Origin of the sequence: Marinoscillum luteum (assembly GCF_044005705.1) — a bacterium.
GTDB lineage: Bacteria > Bacteroidota > Bacteroidia > Cytophagales > Cyclobacteriaceae > Marinoscillum > Marinoscillum luteum.
The window spans coordinates 303710-321855 of the sequence record NZ_JBIPKE010000017.1; the positions used below are offsets into that span (position 1 = coordinate 303710).

Annotated in this window: 15 protein-coding genes; 14 read left to right on the top strand and 1 reads right to left on the bottom strand. The window is 43.8% G+C overall.

The genetic code is table 11. The features are described from left to right. Window positions 1–113 precede the first annotated feature (113 nt). From ACHKAR_RS12540 to ACHKAR_RS12550, 3 genes are all read left to right on the top strand, one after another. Complete coding sequence (locus ACHKAR_RS12540; protein WP_395417652.1) at window positions 114–1181, top strand: family 43 glycosylhydrolase; 1068 nt, start codon at window positions 114–116, stop codon at window positions 1179–1181. A 28-nt stretch (window positions 1182–1209) separates the two neighbouring features. Next, complete coding sequence (locus ACHKAR_RS12545; RefSeq protein WP_395417653.1) at window positions 1210–3495, top strand: sialate O-acetylesterase; 2286 nt, start codon at window positions 1210–1212, stop codon at window positions 3493–3495. Between the two features lie 131 nt (window positions 3496–3626). Continuing rightward, on the top strand, window positions 3627–4238 hold the full coding sequence (locus tag ACHKAR_RS12550) for a GDSL-type esterase/lipase family protein (RefSeq protein ID WP_395417654.1): 612 nt from the start codon (window positions 3627–3629) through the stop codon (window positions 4236–4238). Window positions 4239–4419: 181 nt separating this feature from the next. On the opposite strand, the gene ACHKAR_RS12555 is transcribed toward ACHKAR_RS12550, so the two are convergent. Continuing rightward, window positions 4420–4998 carry a YceI family protein gene (locus ACHKAR_RS12555; protein WP_395417655.1) on the bottom strand — a complete coding sequence of 193 codons (579 nt, stop codon included), beginning with the start codon at window positions 4996–4998 and terminating at the stop codon, window positions 4420–4422. A 160-nt stretch (window positions 4999–5158) separates the two neighbouring features. Here ACHKAR_RS12555 and ACHKAR_RS12560 point away from each other — a divergent pair, with 160 nt between their 5' ends. From ACHKAR_RS12560 to ACHKAR_RS12610, 11 genes are all read left to right on the top strand, one after another. Further along, window positions 5159–5728: a DUF3109 family protein gene (locus ACHKAR_RS12560; protein ID WP_395417656.1), complete on the top strand. Its 570-nt coding sequence runs from the start codon at window positions 5159–5161 to the stop codon at window positions 5726–5728. Between the two features lie 257 nt (window positions 5729–5985). Further along, window positions 5986–8505 (top strand): methyl-accepting chemotaxis protein, encoded by a 2520-nt coding sequence (locus ACHKAR_RS12565; RefSeq protein WP_395417657.1) that lies wholly within the window; start codon window positions 5986–5988, stop codon window positions 8503–8505. A 228-nt stretch (window positions 8506–8733) separates the two neighbouring features. Then, entirely contained in the window at window positions 8734–9291 is a 558-nt protein-coding gene (locus ACHKAR_RS12570; protein ID WP_395417658.1) for a chemotaxis protein CheW, read from the top strand. A gap of 61 nt (window positions 9292–9352) precedes the next feature. Continuing rightward, window positions 9353–12319, top strand: coding sequence for a methyl-accepting chemotaxis protein (locus tag ACHKAR_RS12575; RefSeq protein ID WP_395417659.1), 2967 nt, complete (start codon window positions 9353–9355; stop codon window positions 12317–12319). 41 nt (window positions 12320–12360) lie between these two features. Beyond that, window positions 12361–13014, top strand: a complete 654-nt coding sequence (locus tag ACHKAR_RS12580; RefSeq protein WP_395417660.1) for a chemotaxis protein CheW — start codon at window positions 12361–12363, stop codon at window positions 13012–13014. 4 nt (window positions 13015–13018) lie between these two features. Next, window positions 13019–14059, top strand: coding sequence for a chemotaxis-specific protein-glutamate methyltransferase CheB (gene cheB, locus ACHKAR_RS12585; protein ID WP_159584956.1), 1041 nt, complete (start codon window positions 13019–13021; stop codon window positions 14057–14059). 3 nt (window positions 14060–14062) lie between these two features. Further along, a complete protein-coding gene (locus tag ACHKAR_RS12590; RefSeq protein WP_395417661.1) occupies window positions 14063–15754 on the top strand; it encodes a chemotaxis protein CheA in 1692 nt (563 codons plus the stop codon). A 6-nt stretch (window positions 15755–15760) separates the two neighbouring features. Continuing rightward, a complete protein-coding gene (locus ACHKAR_RS12595; RefSeq protein ID WP_159584954.1) occupies window positions 15761–16654 on the top strand; it encodes a CheR family methyltransferase in 894 nt (297 codons plus the stop codon). After that, window positions 16651–17022, top strand: coding sequence for a response regulator (locus ACHKAR_RS12600; RefSeq protein ID WP_159584953.1), 372 nt, complete (start codon window positions 16651–16653; stop codon window positions 17020–17022). Before ACHKAR_RS12595 ends, ACHKAR_RS12600 begins: the two co-directional genes overlap by 4 nt. A 137-nt stretch (window positions 17023–17159) precedes the next feature. Further along, a complete protein-coding gene (locus tag ACHKAR_RS12605; RefSeq protein ID WP_395417662.1) occupies window positions 17160–17762 on the top strand; it encodes a hypothetical protein in 603 nt (200 codons plus the stop codon). Window positions 17763–17781: 19 nt separating this feature from the next. Further along, window positions 17782–18141, top strand: a complete 360-nt coding sequence (locus ACHKAR_RS12610) for a response regulator (RefSeq protein WP_159584951.1) — start codon at window positions 17782–17784, stop codon at window positions 18139–18141. The last annotated feature ends 5 nt before the right edge of the window (window positions 18142–18146 follow it).

The window sequence follows — 18146 nt, forward strand, 5'->3', positions numbered from 1 at the left end:
GGTGGGAGCAATTGGGCGATCCATAGGATCGCCCTTTCTTTGAATTTAAGGTTCTTAAGGAACTCCTCCTTTCATTTGGATGAATGTTTAAATATCGTGAGGTACCAAACCCGATGAAAAATAAAACCAAACGATCAAATGAGGTCAAAAAATTCTTGATTCTTACTATTATCTTGGGTTGCTGGATCACCGCTATCAAAGCACAAGAGAAGGACATTTCAGAGATAAAGTCAGGCGTCCATTGGCTGGATTCTAAAGGAGAGCGAATTAACGCACATGGTGGTTGTGTTATTTTCCATCAAGGAATTTACTACTGGTATGGAGAAGAGAAAGTAAAAGGACTTTCCGAAAAGGAACACGCCGATGGTGGTATTCATTGCTATGCTTCAAAAAATCTTGTTGATTGGCATGATCAAGGAATGATTTTAAATCTTGATAGGCAAGATACTTTGAGTGACCTATCATTCGATTGCAATCAGGATCGACCCAAAGTAGTCTATAACAGTACGACCAAGAAGTTTGTCCTTTTTTTCAAACTATATCTTCGTAGAATGGGACATGCGGTGGCCTATGTAGGAGTGGCAGTATCAGATAGTCCATCTGGACCTTTTGAATATCAGCACAAGTTCTTAGGCGCAAACTCGCCAAATGGAACTGGGGATTTTGCCATGTTCAAAGATGATAATGGCGACCTCTATCACCTTACGGTCAGAAAACCTGACAAGGCTTTTGTAATCGGCAAGATGAGAGAAGATTACTTACTACCAGAGGGATTGTATCAAGTTGGGGATGGTATTACAAAAAATACAGAAGCTCCTGCTCTATTTAAAAAGGATGGTCTATACCACATGCTATCGTCTGGCTCTACAGGTTGGGCACCAAATGCTGCGAGATATTTTACTAGTCAATCGTTATATGGTCCTTGGGAATATCATGGAAACCCCTGCAAGGGAATAAATCCTTATAATGAGTTAGGTCCTGATAAAACGTACGGAGGTCAGTCCACATATGTGGTGAAAGTAGAAGGACTCAAAGATGCATATATTGCCTTTTTTGATATCAACAAGCCAGATCATCCTTATGATAATTTATACATCTGGCTACCTATCAATTTTATTAATGATAGGATATCCATTACATGGAAGGATTCATGGAATTTAGACTATTTCAAAAAACAATAATCAGTATCTAAACTGTGTAATTAATCGAATGGTGAAAAAGATATATTCACTTTTAATCATATACTCATATGCACTGAGCGTAAGTGCACTTGCATTGCCTCTGCTAGATCAGCAGCGCCATGAGCTGAAATTACCGAGCATTTTTGGAGACAGTATGGTAGTCCAACAAAAGGACAGTGTGGCTTTTTTTGGTAAGGCTGTATCAGGTCAAAAGGTTATCGTAGAAACATTGTGGGGTGCGGCAGATAGTACCTACGCCACCAGTGATGGATCATGGAAGCTAAGAATCCAAACACCAACCGCATCTTTCGATCCACAGACGGTATGTGTGCGCACAAGCACTGATACGATTCTATTTAAAGATGTGCTGGTAGGTGAAGTGTGGCTGCTTTCTGGACAGTCTAATATGGCATTCCGTTTAAGGTTTGACGATAATGGGGTATCAGAAATAGCCAATGCTAGTACCCCTTCCTTGAGATTATTCAAAGTACCATCAATTACTGCTGCAGAACCCAGAGAGAATATCCAACAGGTACAGTGGCAAGCTTGCTCGTCCTTATCAGTAAAAGACTTTTCAGCCGTGGCTTATTATTATGGAAGAGCATTAAGTACGTCACTTCCCAACACTCCGATTGGCCTAATTAGTGCAGCCTTCGGCAGTGCGACCATTGAGGCTTTTATGAGTAAGGAGGCATTACTGTCCAAAGGGTTCTTGGCGGATCATTACTACAACTACACCAACAAGAAAGAATCTAAAAATCCAGCATGGTGCTATAACGCGATGATTTACCCCTTGCAACCTTATACCATTAGGGGGGTGGTCTGGTATCAGGGAGAGTCCAATTGTGTGAGAGCTAGTCAATATGCTGAAGCACTTGAAACAATGATTCACTCATATAGGGCAGGGTTTGAAAATCCAGATATGCCTTTTTACATAGTTCAACTACCACCTTACAACTACAGCACACCGCAGCAAGAATCTGGAGATGAATACAGTGCAGCTATAGTTCGTGAAGCACAATTGCAGATTACCAACAACATTGAAAATACAGGCCTTGTAGTGACAACTGATGTCGGCGATGTAGATGACATACACCCGACCAATAAAAAGCCCGTGGGTGAAAGGCTTGCCAATCTGGCTCTTTATCAATGTTATGGGCAGCAGGATAAGGTATTTTCTGGCCCGAAATACAAAAGTCATAGTATCGAAGGGAATACCATTCGGTTAGCCTTCGATTTTGTACTGAACGGAATTAGAGATAATTATAAAGAACTGAGTTGGTTCACGATCGCAGGCAGTGATAAGAAGTTTTATCAGGGAAATGCATTTGTCAATGGCAACGATGTAGTAGTCAGCTCACCGTTTGTAAAAGAACCACAAGCGGTAAGGTTTGCATGGCATAATGCCGCAGAACCCAATTTTTTCAACAGTGAAGGATTACCTGCATCAGCTTTTAAAACAGATAACTGGACTGATTTCACTTATGCAGATGGCATTACTTCGTGGAGTAATTTTCCGGATATCAGAAATGTTCCCTTTGATCTGAAAGTACCAGAACTTACGGAAGAACAGCCAGCCGCAGGTAGGCGGGTAAAGCAAATTCTCCCTGAATATGCTGAAACTGACGTTTACCACACACTTTACTTGCCATCAAACTGGGAGGTGGGCAAGGAGTATCCTGTCATAGTTGAATACCCTGGAAATGGGCCATATCTCAATAAATATGGTGATGCTAATTCAGGAAAACCTGATGATGCAAGCCTGGGATATGGTATTTGTGGAGGTGAAGATTTTATTTGGGTCGTATTACCGTTTGTGAGTAATGATGGTCAGGTGAACCAGCTCAACTGGTGGGGGGATGTGGAGGCCTCAGTTAACTACACCATCAAAACCGTAAAGGATATTTGTGAAAAATATGGTGGAGATAGAGAAAAAGTAGTTGTTACTGGTTTTTCTCGTGGCGCTATTGCATGTAATTATATCGGGCTTCACAACGACCAAATTGCTAACCTCTGGAGTGGGGCAATTCCATTTAGTCATTATGATGGGGTACGTGAGTGGGGTTACCCAAACAGTGACAATACTTCTGCGCTATCCAGGCTGGATAGATTGAACGGAAAACCACAGCTGATCATTCAGGAAAATGGAGGTCCAGCTGCAACTAAAGCTTACATTGAAAAAGCAGGGATCGGTGGAGATATCACATATTTGACCATTCCATACCGAAATCACGATGCGAGATGGGTTTTGCAAAACATTCCAGAAAGAGGTGTGCTGCGTGATTGGGTAAATGCAGTAATTGGCAGGGATTAATATGTACTGACTCGTCCTAATTCGAAGAGTACTATAACTCCATTTGAAAATAAAAATATCTGTCAATGATAAAGTCATTTATTCTGTTGAGTATTTCCATCTTATTGGTATGCTGTATCCAAAAGAGGCAAATGAATTATACAATATTAGGCTTGGGAGACTCCATTACTGAAGGGAAGGGAGACAATAGGAGCTATTTACTTCCACTCAAGCACAAATTAGATTCTGCAGGTTATGCCATTGAATTTATCGGACCGAATGCTCATCAAAGTGATTCCGCGTATATCATGAATGCAGGTTTCAGTGGAAAAAATGCCGAATATTTAGATACTCAAATCGATAGTATTTACTCACTATATACTGCGGATATAGTTTTACTTCATGCAGGGCATAATCATTTTGCGAGTGAGCATCCGATAGAAGGAATCATAACCGCACACAAATCCATGATCCTGAAAATCACTGAAATGAACCCAAGAGTGAAAATTTTTGTCGCTCAGGTAATTACAGCAGGGAAGCTACCCAAGTACTCTTATATTCCAGCATTGAATGAGCAAATTCGATCATTAGGAGCTCAGATGAAGGAACGAGGGTTACCTGTAACCCTTGTCGATCAAGCCAAAGATTTTAACTGGGAGATACACTGCTTACTTGATAAAGTACACCCAAAAGATGAAGGAGCTGAATTGATGGCGACCGAATGGTTTATGGCCATAGATCAGGAATTGAAAAATGCGCAATGAAATTCAGAAACGCGTGGACGTTAACGAGGACTGGAAGTTTTGAATATGCCGAAATTCACTGTTCAGCCTTCTCAATATTTGAAATCTTTTAAACAAAAAAGCCCCGGAATTTTCCGAGGCTTTTTTGTGCAGCCTAAATCACCTGGTACAGGTAATCTGGGGCTAACTGTTATTTGGATTTTTACTTGCTCGCTACGATGTTCACCGTCAGTTCAAAGTCATCATAGATGGTTTTATCCCCCAGGTCATCAAAGAAGCTGCCTGATCCATATCTTACGTCAAATTTTGACCTGTCAATGGTCAAAGAAGCTGTGCCAGTCACCTTGCCATCTTTTTCTTCCAAAGTAGCCGGGAATTGAATTTCTTCAGTTTTGCCTTTGATGGTGATGTTACCAACCACTTTGTATTTGCCTGGCCCCTGTGGTACCGCTTTGGTAATGGTGAAAACGGAAGTAGGATACTTGGCTACACCAAAGAAATCGTCAGATTTCAGGTGACCTTCCAGCTTGTCTTTATATTCGCCTGTCATGTCAGAGTCTACTATAGTGGTCATGTCCACAGTGAAAGTACCCCCTGTCAGTACCCCATCTTTAAATTCAAATGAGCCTTCCTTCAGGTTGACCAGTCCATTGTGCTGTCCGGTCACCTTTTTGCCCAACCACTCTACAGTGCTGGCTTTTGTGTCTACTTTGTAATTTGCCTCAGTCCCTTCACCTGAAGATACCAACATGGCTAATGATAAAACGATTGATTGTAACATGGTTTGTTTTGTGTTTCTTTAGTTAATTTTAATGTACATACATATATGTAAGTACAAGGATAACGCGAGAATGGTTAAAAGGGTTTGGATTTTCAGAAAAAAATATTTCTAATCAATTTGAACTGGCATTGGAATACCTTTGTGGAGTTAACAAGAAGGCATGATACAGATAGATCAAACACTCATTTCAGACGATATCAAGGAGCAATTTTTCGTTTGCGACCTTGACAAATGCAAGGGTGCCTGCTGCGTGGAGGGCGACCTGGGCGCTCCTCTGGATAAAGATGAGCTGGCTGATATGGAGGAAGTTATTGACGTGGTAAAGCCCTACCTGTCTGCTCAGGCAATCGCCGCTTTGGAGGCCAATGGTGCCTATTTGTTGGATGAAGAAGGGGATTTTAGTACCACCACCATCGATAATAAGGAGTGTGCCTTTGCCTTCTATGATGAGAAGGAAATATTGAAATGCAGCATAGAGCAAGCCTGGCGGGATGGGAAGACCTCTATTCAGAAGCCGATCTCTTGCCACCTGTACCCCATAAGAGTAGCCAAACTTCACGATTTTCTGGCATTGAATTATGACCGCTGGCACATTTGCTCCCCTGCCTGCGAACTGGGCGAAAAACTCTCGGTGCCGGTATACAAGTTTCTGAAGGACCCACTGATCAGAAGATTTGGTCAGGATTGGTATCAACGGCTGTGCGAGGAGATTGAGCATACTCAGGCATAATCATGGGTTGTATGGGCCCATTGAACGATATGATCATAGATGAGGCTTTGCTAATAAACTAGCTAGGGTGTTGCTATTTTATTACTGAATGCAATCAAATGATTCTGATTTAATAATCATTCGTCCCCTCCTTTGTCCAGTTCATAATGGAATTATTCGGGATAGGTCTAATTGTGGTGTAATTGTCCGCTAAAATGTCTTCTTTTATAAATGAGCAACCAGCAACTTGCTCCATGTGAAAATACAAGCTTTTAGGTATGAACTTTAATTTGACCATCAGGAGGAAGATGATGATTTTTATAGTGGGGGTTACGGTCCTTGTCTATATCATTTCATTGGGGTATATAAGTTTTCAATTGAGAGCCAATGCCATAGACGAGGCACAGAAACTGGCCGACTCCTACGCTCAGCAGAAGGCTAATGAGATCAAGGCAATATTGGATGAAGACATGGCCGTAGCTCGCAGCATGGCAGACATCATCAAAGACTACACTTCGATGAAGCGGCCGATTCGTGATACGCTCCGTAAAAAGCTGATGGTAAATATCCTGAAACAGTACCCTAAATATGATGCTACCTGGATGAGTTGGCAGCTATGGGCCATAGAGGACGGGTATGACAAGCCATACGGGCGAGAGCGGAAAAACTTTTACATGCGAGATGGCAAACTGAACTCTTCGGGTGAGCTTGCCAACCTTGATGGAGATCCAACATCGGGAGTTTACTGGTTTCTAAAATACAATCGTGATCACAGCGAAAAACTTTCAGAACCATACTGGTATCTGGATTACGACTATTCGTCTGGGGCTACGGACTCACTGCTGGGAATATCTCCTACAGTCAGCATAGAGGTTGATGGCAAGTTTGTCGGCGTTATCGGTACTGATATGACGGTAGATGATTTCAAGGGGGTAACTGAGGTAGATTATTACGACAATGGATTTGCTTTTCTCCTTTCCAATCAGGGTGTTATTATCTCTCATAAAAATGAGAGTCTGTTTAGCCAATCGATGGATACCTTAAGTATCGTGAAGAAAAGCCCTTACAACGTGAGGGAGAGAATTAAAAATGGAGATTCTTTTTCTTATACGGTGTATGATGAAGATCTGGGCGAGCAGGTGTACGTTTCCTTTGCAGCTATTCCCATTGGCAGATCTTCCTTTCCCTGGTCTACAGGCTTTGTGGTTCCCGTTTCAGAGATTACTGCCCAGTTCAATGCGGTATTTATGGTTACCCTGATTGTTGGGTTGGCAGGTCTCATCGTACTGGTGATTATTACCTATAAGATCTCCGCTGCCATTGCTCAGTCTCTTGAAAAATCGAGTTTCTTGCTTACCAAGCTGGCTGAGGGGGATCTGTCCTCCGAAAACCGACTGAATATTCAATCCAGAGATGAGCTCGGGGTATTGGCAGCTGCTGCCAACGAACTGATGGATGACCTGATCCGAAAGGCCGAATTTTCTCATTTGATTGGGAAGGGTAATCTGGATACCGAATTTGCCAGCTCGGGCAAGAACGATATGCTTGGAATCTCCCTTTTGCGCATGCGCGAAAACCTACGAACCGTAAGTCGGGAAACTCGCGAGGTGATCCAGAATGCTGGTGAGAACGGAGAACTGATGACTGCCAGGATGAAGACCGACTGGGAAGATGGTGCATGGAAAGAGTTGAGTGATTCAGTAAATAACCTGTTGGACTCCATTTCACTACCCTTTAATAAGATCAACAACATGGTGGATGCAATGGCTGCAGGTGATCTCACAGTGCGATATGACGAAGAGGCCAAAGGAGATGTGCAGATAATGGCTTCTAGTTTCAACAAAGCGCTGGATAATATCAATGAGTTGATCGAAAACATAGCCGGGATGGCCACCATAGTGAATGAGTCTTCAGTAGAGATGCGAACGGTGAGTGAGGAGATGACCTATAATACCCGGGAGATTGCTTCATCCATCTCTGAAATGAGCAATGGAGCTCAAAATCAGGTGGTAAAAGTAGATGAATCCTCAGGCCTGGTAGAAGGAATTTTGCGGTCTTCCAATGAAATGGGTGAGCAGGCAGAAAACATAAATGAAGCCGCACAAGGCGGGGTGGAGAATAGTGAAAAAGGTCAGAGCCTTGTGAAAAAGGTAGGCTTCAGTATGCGTGACATTGCCGCATTTTCATCTGATACACATGATTCTATTCAGGTATTGACCAGGCGCTCCAATGAAATATCACGTGCGCTCGGAGTGATTACTGAAATAGCTTCTCAAACCAACCTGTTGGCATTGAATGCCGCCATCGAGGCAGCCCAGGCAGGAGATGCCGGAAGAGGGTTTGCTGTGGTGGCCGAGGAGATCAGGAAGCTGGCAGAAGATTCTAAAAAATCTGCACGTGAAATCGAGCAGCTGGTAAACGACGTACAGAATGACGTAAGCACCGCGGCATCCGCCATAGAAATGATGAAAGCCAGTGTGAAGAGTGGTGAGGATGCCACCAACTTCGCCTCAGAGGCCTTCAATGAAATCACAAGCTCTTCTAATCATACTTTACTCATGTCTGAAGAGATTCGCAAGCGTGTGAAGCAGCAGATTGAGTCCATCAAGAATGTGGTGACCATTACGGAATCAGTGGTGGTAATTGCCGAAGAAACGGCTGCTGGCACCGAACAAGTGGCCAGTTCTGCGACAGAATTATCAGCAGGGATGGAGAGCTACGTGCAGAAATCTCAGAGTTTATCAGACGTGGCGGCTGAGCTTATAGAGCGGGTGAGTAAATTTCGTTTGAGAGGATAAGTTTTTCCTTAAATATTTAGGTTTTTTAGCAGGTGAAATTTATCATTTTGCTATTTTACGAATGTTTGAATAGTGTGGTTTGAGCCAAATATTATTTTTTAATATCAAAAAATATGGAAATAATAGGTCACTCAAAGTATTGGGTTTCCATGGGACAAGCCATTTGAGATTTGAATTAATGTGGTCCTGGTGAACACATCCCTATAGACAAGATTTTAACACAGCGAAATGGTGGACGGAGACTCTACAAAGTCACATGGCATTGCTCAGCCAGAAAAGAGTTGGGTAGAAGCAGCCGCTTTAGGTAAGCTCAATCAGGAGATTTCAGAGACTGGAGCGGTGGAAAAAAACGAAGTACTCGTGGTTTTCCCGGTAGGGCGTGAGCGCTACGCACTTCCCATTGAAAAAGTGCGTGAAGTGGTGAAGGCTCCCAAAATTGCGCCCGTACCTCAGGCCCCGGATTACATACTTGGTGTAGGCAATGTAAGGGGTAATGTTCTCGCCGTAATTGACCTTGAAAAAAGGATCAATCCAAAGGCCCCGGCAATGGAGGGTTTGGAGGAGGCGTTCATCATTGTGATCAAGGATGATACTTATCAGGCTGGCCTCATTGTACGGCAGGTACCTGATACCCTCCTTGTGCAATCTTCACAAATCAATACCAGTGCCGCTGTGATCAATAACCTCGCACCCGAAGATCACTTCATCAAAGGCATTGTCAAAAAGGACAAGTCAATGATCATATTGGTCGATATTTTGGAGATGATTGAGGTGAAAACCGAATAGCGTCATAGGTGAATTGTAAAGATCAGTTTCCCCATGTTTTGAATTCAACCCAACCCAACAGATGATAGAATTATTAAAGATTACAGGCTTTGTAGGTGCTATTTTGCTAGCGAGCGCTTTGGCTATTTACTTCAATTTTAAAGGATCTTTTCTTTTTAGAATTTGTATTTTTTTCGTGGCACTTTCCGCTGAGTTATGCATAGTCTCCTATGCATCCGGCATGTACGGGATTGCCTATTTTCTGTACGCTTCACCCATTATCATCCTGCAGTTTTACTTGGGGATGAGGTTTATCTTTAGGTATGTCCATTATCCGCTTTACAGGATTATCAAACGAATTAATATGATGTCTGATGGTAATCTGGACATTGATTTTCGGGAATTGAAAACAGAGAACAGGAAGGATGAAATTGGTCATATCTCCAGAGCACTTGATAGCCACCTGGTGTTTTTGAAAAATACCGCCGGACTGGCCAATGAGATCAGAGAGGGAAACCTGAATTCGGAGTTTAGTCTGAAAAGCAACAATGACCTATTGGGACAGTCATTGCTGGACATGAGAGACAACCTGCGCACTATGCTCGGTGGTGTGGATGAGGTAGTGAGTATGGCCGGAGATGAGGGCAAGCTGGATGTGAGGATTGACAATCAAAACAAATCCGGTATTTGGCTCCAGTTGGGCAACTCTATTAATGAGCTGTTGGAAAATGTTTCAAGGCCATTCTATTCCATCAATAAGATCGTCAATGCCATGGCTTCCGGTGACCTCACTCATCGATACAAGGAGGAGGCCAAGGGAGATATTCTGAAAATCACCAATAATCTCAATCTGGCACTAGATAACCTCGATGGGCTGCTTCATCAGATTTCACAAAATGTCCTCACCATTGAGGAGTCTACAAGTGAAATGCGAGTGACCGGTGAGGAGATGAATTCCAACACCAACGAAATTGCTTCTGCCATTGCGCAAATGAGTAGCGGAGCTCAAAACCAGCTGGCCAAAGTAGATGAGTCATCCAGCCTGGTTGAAGAAATCCTTCAGGCCTCTCAGCGGATGGTGCAGAAGGCTGAAGCCATCAACAACGCCGCAAAGATCGGTGCTGAAAGCAGTGAGAAGGGAATTGGTATAGTGAATGGCGTGGTGAGCAGCATGGTAGAGATTTCGGAGTACTCCACCAAAACAAACCAATCAATTCAGGTGCTCACCCAGAGGTCTCAGGATATCTCCAGAACGCTGAGCGTGATCACCGAAATTGCCTCACAAACGAACCTGCTGGCACTAAATGCGGCCATCGAAGCAGCACAGGCGGGCGATGCTGGTCGCGGGTTTGCAGTGGTAGCCGAAGAAATCCGCAAACTGGCCGAGGATTCCCGAAAGTCGGCCAAGGAAATAGAGATATTAGTTGGTGACGTGCAGACAGACACCGAAGTGGCTGCCAAAGTGATGTCCAATATGAATATGGTAGTGAAAAGTGGTGAGGAAACTTCCAGATCCGCCGCTGAGTCCTTTAAGGAAATTCTCGATTCCTCCACCGAAACACTGCGATTCTCAGAAGAAATTCTCAATGCCGCCCAGAATCAGATTCAGAGTATTAACAATGTGGTTTCCATCACCGAAAGCATCGTGGTGATAGCGGAGCAGACCGCAGCGGGCACCGAAGAGGTGGCCAGTTCGGCCACTGAGCTTTCATCCGGTATGGGCAGTTACAATGATAAGACCCAAAACCTGGCGCAAATCGCCATGGAATTCAAAGAGGGTATCAGCATGGTGAGGCTCTCCGGCCAGGCCAAGGAGAATAACGCCCTCTTTCAGATGCGTGAGGCCTACGAAAAGGAGAAAAGTCTTTTGGATGCGTTGCTCTCCAATATTCCCGATTTTATCTACTTCAAAGACAGAGAGAGTAAATTCATCCGCAACAGCCTTTCTCATGTCAAGAGGTTTGGAATGGAAGACCCTAAGCAATTAATTGGCAAGAGTGATTTTGATTTTCATGGAGAACATGCAAGGGTATCTTATGAGGATGAGCAGAAGATCATGGAGACAGGCATCCCAATGATTAACAGTATTCAAAGAGCTGACCTTAAAAACGGCGAATTCAAGTATGTATCTACGACTAAAATGCCGTTGAAAGATGTGGATGGAAACATCATAGGCACTTTCGGAATTTCAAGAGACATTACCGAAATGAGGATTGCCCAGCTCAAATTCGAAGAGGAGAATAGGCTGTTGGCGACATTACTCGATAACATGCCTGATTTTATATACTTCAAAGATACTCAGGGACACTTCCTCAGAGTGAGCGAATCCATGGCTCCTAATTTTGGTGTAAAAGATGTCAGTGAGATTACCGGAAAAACAGATTTTGACTTCTTTGGAGACCATGCTAAGAAAGCATTTAACGACGAACAAACCATCATCAAGACAGGAGTGCCTTTACTGAATCAAATAGAGAGAGAAGACAAAAAGGATGGCACTACCACCTTTGTATCCACTACCAAGCTGCCACTGAAAGATCAGGATGGAAAGATCGTTGGCACCTTTGGGATATCCAGAGACATCACGGATCTGAAGTTGGCCCAGATCAAATCTGAGGAACAGGAGGCTGAGCTTGAAAATTTACAGAGACTGGTGAAGTCAGGTAAGGGAGACAATTCAAAGCTATTCAAACAGCAGAAGGCTTTTTTCGGTGAGGTACTGAAGCATGTTAATGATACCGTGCTGGTGAAAACGCCGGATGGTAAAAAATACCTGACAAGCGCCAATGGCACAAAAGTATCCAGTGAAGATTGGGCTGATGAAGTACAGATAATTAAGGATAGAAAGGCCGTGCAACGACTCGTGAAAGTGAAAACATCAAATGGTGACTCCTATCAGCTAGACAAGAAGGCTCCAATCTATCTTCCGGAGATTGAAGATTGGGGAATTTTGGATATTCAAAGTGAAATAGGTATTAATATTGAGGATAACGTAAAGCTTCTTGCAGATATTAAGAAGAAGTACCCCGAGATTTTGGCAGATATCGACTAATTTCTTTGTAGATTAAAAATGGTGAGCAATCAGAATACAATATGACAGCAGGACGCAACCTTAAGAAAAAAAGCGCCCACCCTTCTACGGAAGATAAGGGGAAGAAAGCCAAAAAAGGCGCTGAAAAAGTGGAGTCAGCGGATCAGTCCTGGTTTCTTACTCAGGAGGAGCTGGCCCGCAGGTCTGAGCTTCATAAGCGATTCAAAGAAGAGATCGATTCCCTCAAAGGCAAGCACGTACACCTCATTGTGTTTCAGCTTGGACAGGAGTCATTCGCCATGGAAATATCCAAAGTCAACGAAGTAGTGCCCAGCGTCCCCATTACTAAGATGCCTCAAACGCCCAAATACATCAAAGGGATCGCCACCATTCGCGGAAAGGGCATTATTATTTTGGACCTGGCCGATAAGCTCGGCCTGGTTGATGCGAGTGAAGACATCAAGACCCGCTCAGCCTATACCATGGTAGTGAGTACGGAGCGGTTTACCGTGGGGATTTTGGTGCCTGAGGTCCCGTCCAATCAGAAGGTTTCCGGAGATACCATTCAGTCTACTATTGACAATCTGTCCGAAACCTCTCTGGATGAAACCTACATAAAAGGACTAGTAAAGGTTCAGGGTGAGATGGTCTATTTCATCGACATTGATGAACTGATTGAGGGCGATAGATTGAGGGCCAGAATGAAAACCAGCTAAGCATTTGACAGGGAAGATAAAAATATTGGTAGTGGACGATTCAGCATTCATGAGATTGCTGATCTCAGATTTGTTGTCCAAAGACAAGGAACTGGAAGTCATAGGTTCGGCCTCCAATGGCAAGGAAGCAGTGGAGAAGGCCCGTGAGCTTAAGCCAGATGTCATACTCATGGACATCAATATGGACGAGTATGACGGATTGTATGCTGTGGAGCATATCATGAAAGCTAATCCCATTCCTATTGTGATTTTGAGTTCGGTGGGAAACACTAACCTCGATGTGGTTTTTGATGCACTGCGACTCGGAGCAGTTGATTATATTAACAAACCCCAGAAAGGGGGATCCAAAATCCGCGAGATCAATGTTGAGATTTTGGCCATGGTCAAGCGGGTGGCTCGGGCCAAGCCCCGACCTACACCGATTGAAAGTGATGGGTTGAGTAAGCTGCCTCACACTTTTGATAGTGAGGCGAGGTTCCATGTGATCGTTATTGGCGCATCTACCGGCGGGCCCTCCGCTTTGGAGAAAGTAATCACCTCCCTTCCTGCCAACCTGAACGTTCCGGTACTTATTTGTCAGCACATGCCACCTAATTTCATTTTGTCCTTTGCGGACAGACTGGATGCCCTCAGTTCGCTCAAAGTGGTGGTGGGTAAGCGGGGTATGGTTCCCCAGCCAGGCATGGTCATTATCGCACCAGGCAATGCCAACATGGTAGTGATGAAGGATGGAAAGGGAGAAAAAGTGAAAATTGGTTTCTCAAAAGAGGAATATAAGGAATATAACAACCCATCCATTAATGCCTTGATGGAATCTGTGGCTGAGTGCTATGGTGAAAAGGCCATAGGGGTGCTCCTCACAGGGATGGGGCGCGATGGGGTGAAGGGTATGAAAATGATTAGAAATAATGGCGGCATTACCATAGCACAGGATGAGTCATCCAGTATTATCTACGGTATGCCGAAAATAGCATTCGAAACTGGAGCGGCCGAAAAGGTCATGCATATAAAAGAAATTGGTGGATACTTGGTTAACTGTTTATAGACATTGAAATCTAAGGAATCAGAATATAAGGAACTCTTTCTCATAGAAGCGAAAGACCAGATAGAAGAGCTGGACAAGCTTTTCGTGGAGCTGGAAAAAGATCAGTCCAATCAGGATGCCATTGATGGCATTTTTCGGATTACCCATACGTTGAAAGGTAATGCCATGGGCCTGGGCCTGGATGGTGTGTCCGAACTTTCACATGCTATGGAGGACGTGATGATTGCCATCCGAAATAAGCAAATCACACTGAGTAAAAAGCTTTTTGAAATCCTTTTCAGAGCCAACGACAAACTCACCCAAGTGGTGCGGGCCCTCGAGACCAACCAAAAGGTCAGCTACCTCGGGATCAAAACCAGCCTTTCAATATTCCTAAAAAATGAATTAGATAAGGGAGCCCCTGCAGCACCCAAAGAAGAAGAGATAGACCATCAGGAAGAGGAAACCACCAAACAGGAAGGCCAGGCCCAGGTGATGTTTTCGGATGTCATTCAGATCCCCGTTAAGAAAATGGATGATTTGCTCAATGAGGTGGGGCAGCTCATCATAGAGCGCGACAGATTGATCGCCTTCAGTCAGGATATTGGGTTGGCTACTGCAGAGTTTGAGCGACTGAAGCGAATCAGTTCCAACCTCCAGTATAGCATTATGAATGCCCGAATGATTCAGGTGGGGTTTCTCTTCAATAAGTTCCATCGGGTAGTTCGGGATGCTGCGGCCATAGAGGTGAAAAATGTGGCTTTGGTGCTCAAAGGCACTGAGATAGAAATAGATCGCAACGTGCTCAAGGTAATCAGTGACTCTCTGGTTCATCTCGTCCGAAATGCCGTGAGTCACGGTATAGAGCCGGAAGCCAAAAGGGTAGAAAACGGTAAGCCTCCTGAAGGGTCCATTACACTGGATGCGCGCTACGAGCGAGATCGGGTGATTATCGTGGTGAAGGATGATGGCGCCGGTATCGATCATGAAGTAATCCGTAAGAAAATTGTTCAAAAAGGAATGGTGGCCGACGCTGTGGCCAAGGATCTCACAAAGGATGAAGTACTGCGGTATATTTTTGAGTCAGGCTTTTCCAACTCCGATAAAGTAAATGAAATTTCCGGGCGTGGTGTGGGAATGGACGTGGTGAAGAAAGCCGTAGAGTCTATTGGCGGTCAGGTGCGTATAGAGACAGAGGTGGGTACAGGCACCACTGTCAACCTCCACGTACCATCTTCACTGGCACTCAAGGGCACCTTGCTTTTCGATGTAGGGGGGCAAGAGTATGCCATGGCGCTTTCATACACAGAGGCCGTGGTGACCATTGCCCGGAGTGAAATCTACAAACTCAGTGGCGGGCTCATGGCCAAATATCAGGATGAAGCGATCTCCATTGTTTTCTTGAAAGATATCCTGGAAATGAAGAGTTTGGATGAGCTAGGCCAACGTGGCAGTCTTCAGAAGAGTTTCGAATTGAGTACTGACGATGATGATTTTAATGTGATCATTGTATCGTATATGGGACAGACCACGGGTGTGATTGTAGATAAAGTCCTTCAGCAGAAGGAGATCATCGAAAAACCTCTGGCCAAACCCATTAACAAAACTAAATTGCTAAGTGGCACCACCATACTGGGAAGTGGTAACGTATGCCCGGTAATAGATATAGCAGCTCTCACCGACCTGATTCATCTAAAAGTCCTCCAATCAAAATAATTCTAAATGAAGGAATCAGTGAGTATTTTCTCCGGTGAAGCAAAGCCCCTTGAGTTGATAACGGACGAAGAAATGAATGCCCTGATGGTGGCCATCAAAAACCGCTATGGGCTGGATTTCACCAACTACGAGAAGGCATCTTTGAAAAGAGGGGTGAATCGATTAATGATGAAGCATCACATGGATTCTTCCCTTGACCTCTGGGGACGGATACTTAAAGACCATGATTTCTTCATGAGCGCCATAGATGATCTGCTGGTGAACCTTACGGAGCTTTTTAGAAACCCTGATGTATGGATTAAGCTTCGAGACGAGATTCTCGAACGATTCAAGGGAGAATCACTCAAAATATGGCACGCCGGCTGCTCTACCGGAGAGGAGGTTTACACCATGGCCATCGTGTTGGAGGAAAAAGGGCTTTTGGGTAGGACAAAAATTGCTGCCTCCGATTTGAGTACCAAGGCACTGAAAAAGGCAAAAGATGGAGAGTACTCACTGGAGGTGATCAAGCCGTATCTAACTCCCTTTTTGAAATTTTTCCCGGATCGTAAGCTGGAGGACTATTTTGAGTTCCACGACAAGCATGCGGCCATTAAGCCTCACTACAAGCGCAGTGTTACCTTCGAAAGGCACAATCTTGTTCATGATCCGGTCACTGGAGAATACGATATCATCTTTTGTAGAAACGTGATGATCTATTTTGATGAGCAGCTCAAGCTAAAAGTCCTCAACCTGTTTTATAAAAGTCTGAAGCCCAATGGCTACCTGATTATTGGGTACTATGACATCATGCCAGATGCGGGAAAATTACTGTTTCAAGTAGAGGACATCAGGACAAGAGTCTACCGGAAAAAAGAAGAGAAAGGGAGTACACAAAAACCAAAATTTGAGAAAAGATGAGCAAGACCATACTCATAGTTGACGATTCTGGATACTCCAGATCTACCATCAAAGGAATTTTAGTGAACGCCGGCTATCAGGTCATTGGAGAGGCAAAGGACGGTGTGGAGGCCCTGGACAAAATAGTAGAGTTAGATCCGGATTTAGTAACACTCGATAATATACTGCCGGATATGACGGGTTTGGAAATCTTGCGAGCGCTAAAAGAACAGGGCATCTCACGTACCGTTATTATGGTGAGTGCCGTGGGACAACAATCTGCCATTCAGGAGGGGTTAGATCTTGGAATTAAGGCTTATATTACCAAACCGTTTGATCCGAAGGAGTTATTGGAGGAAGTGAAAAAATCTTTCGCTATCTCTGATTAAAATAGGTATAGGTAGGTTAGATTGGTAAGGTTACTGCACCAATCAACTGATTCAACGACTAATTAAGCCGTTCGATCAAAGAGACCTTGAACATTAAGAATAAATTAAACAGATTGCTATAGATAATTTTAATTTTGATGTTGGATAAACTGAACGAAAACGAACTGGAAATAGCCTCAAAGCTGGTCTTTGATGGGCTATCGATGGCAAAGAAATCGATGGAGCAGATTTTACAAAGCCCCATTTCCATAGAGAAGATCGACTACAGCAGTAGTGTGGATGTTCCCCTTCCCAAATTTGAGGACCTGGATGGCCAAAGTGTACATGTGATCAAAACCAAGCTGATTGGTGAGCTCAAGGGTACCAGCCATTTAATTTTCAGAGAAGATGAGGTGGCCAAAGTCTTTAAAGCCTGCCTACCTGCCAAATTGATAGACAGTGATACGCCAGAAAGCAGGATGATGAAAATTGGTTTCCTGACCGAAATCGATAATATGATGGCGGCCGCAGTGATCACAGAATTTTCAAATTTTTTAGGCTTGGAAATATACGGTCATGTACCTTCGCTGAATGTTGTGAAATCTACTGAGGTCAACAGCTATTTGGAGAAGGAAGCGGGTGAATTTGACGCAATTATTCGTTTCAAGGCCATTTTCCACGGTGTTGAATTAGATATTTCGCCTGATTTCGTTTGGATTTTTCAGGAGGAATTTGTGGATAAAATCAGAGATTTAGTTTGATTAAACAGGGTAAAATATCATGAGTAAGAGAGTACTAATAGTAGACGATTCAATTTATATGCGGTCTTTGATCCGCACAGCTTTAGAAGAAGCCGGGATGGAGATTGTGGGCGAAGCAAAAGACGGAGAGGGAGCTATCGATATAGCTCTGGAGCAGCAGCCAGATCTAATTACCCTGGATAACATCCTCCCTGACATGATGGGCTTTGAGATATTGAAAGTCCTCAGAGATGAGGGACTGGAGTCAAAAGTGATTATGATCAGTGCTGTAGGTCAGCAAACAGTTGTGAACAAAGGTAAAGAATTGGGAGCGGCTGACTATATTGTTAAACCATTTACGTCAGAAGAGCTGATAGCAGTGGTTAACAGAATAATGTAAAAAGT